The organism is Xenorhabdus innexi (assembly GCF_002632485.1).
GTDB classification, from domain to species: domain Bacteria; phylum Pseudomonadota; class Gammaproteobacteria; order Enterobacterales; family Enterobacteriaceae; genus Xenorhabdus; species Xenorhabdus innexi.
The window spans coordinates 1-1,676 of record NZ_NIBU01000159.1 but is presented as its reverse complement, the minus strand read 5'-3'; the positions used below and the strand labels follow the sequence as shown (position 1 = coordinate 1,676).

At 51.2% G+C, this 1,676-nt stretch carries 1 protein-coding gene; it reads left to right on the top strand.

The genetic code is table 11. The features are described 5' to 3' along the window. On the top strand, positions 1–1,665 hold a 1,665-nt coding region (locus Xinn_RS20690), incomplete at its 5' end, for an autotransporter outer membrane beta-barrel domain-containing protein (protein ID WP_153043429.1). Between the last annotated feature and the right edge of the window lie 11 nt (positions 1,666–1,676).

Here is a 1,676-nt window from a genome sequence, read left to right as displayed (position 1 = left end):
AAAACTGGTCGCGGTATGCTGGAACTGACAGGTAAAAATAGCATCTATAAAGGCCCGACATTGGTTGAACAAGGTCAGTTGCAAGTCAGTGGTGGTATCACGTCAGCTGTGACTGTACATAGTGATGCTACATTGAGTGGCAACGGAACGGTGGGTTCACTCACCGCTAAACCCGGTGCTTATATTTCTCCCGGTAATGTCGGCCCCTTTAATACGGATGTCATCGGAACACTGAAGGTTAAAGGCGATGTTTCTTTTGAAGGAAACTCACATTATCTTGTTGAAGTGGCAAGGAATACTTCTGGGCTGAGTGACCGTATTCATGCCGACGGTATCGCAGAATTAAACGGCGGTTCGGTAGAAGTCAGATTGGAAAACAGCAGCAACCTGCTCTCAAAACCGGAGGTTCGCAGCCTGCTGGGCCAGCAATATAATATCCTACAGGCCAACAAAGGTGTCACTGGTCAGTTTACTGCGTTATCACCGAACGATCCGAGCTATCTGTTCATTGGTACTCAACTGAGCTACCAGCCTGACCGCGTCCTGTTGGATATCAACCGTAATGCCACGCCCTTTGCCAGTGCGGCTAAAACCGCCAATGAGCGTGCCATAGCGCAGGCCGCAGATAAACTGAACTTAGGTCATCCGGTTTATGAAAGCATCCTGATGTCAGATACCACTGAGCAGGCAGGCAACGCCTTCCAGCAATTGTCTTCCGGTCAAATCCATGCCGATATCGCAGCGGCGCAAATCGATGCCAGCCGTTATCTGCGTGATACCCTGAATACCCGTCTGCGTCAGGCTGACGGTGGCCTGACAAACCAGAATATCAAAGCTGACCAGAACGGTGTCTGGGCGCAAATCACCAGTAACTGGCAACGCACCAACAGCAATAACGAAGCCAACGGCTACCGGATGTCGAATTACGGCGTCTTACTGGGCGCAGACCGGGAGCTGGACAATGGCCTGCGTCTCGGGATAGCGACCGGTTTTACCCGCTCTTCCCTGCGCGGGGGGGATAACACATCTGCGGGCAGTGATAACGTTCATCTGGCTTTTTATGGCAGCAAGCAACTGGATGCGCTGGCACTGCGTACCGGTGTCGCTTACAGCTGGCACCGTTTTGATACCGAGCGTTCCGTGGCTTTTGGCAGACAATCCGACAACCTGAAAGCCAAATACGGCGCACAAACCGGGCAGTTATTTGCTGAAGCAGCTTACGGTGTGAACCCGGACTGGCTGAATCTGGAGCCTTTCGCCAACCTGTCTCATGTGAATTTCCGTAACGAGGGTATTAATGAGCACGGCGGTGCGGCTGCACTGTCAGGCAAAAAACAGTCGAAAAATGCCACCCTCTCAACACTGGGTTTACGTGCCAACCAAAACTGGCAGCCTCAAGACCAACTGACGGTCGGCATGTATGGCGAGCTAGGCTGGCAACATCAGTTTGGTAATGCGGAGCGCGACAGCACTCTGAGTTTCAGCAACAGTGAAGTGTCATTTGCGGTCAACAGTGTTTCTGCGGCGCGTAATGCGGCAGTCATCAAAGCCGGCACTTCATTGAGCATTAATGAAAATACTCAATTATCGCTGGGGTATCAAGGGGTCTTATCCCGTGGTCATAAAGACAATGGCGTATTCTTCAATGCCAACTGGAAATTCTAGTCAATAAAAAT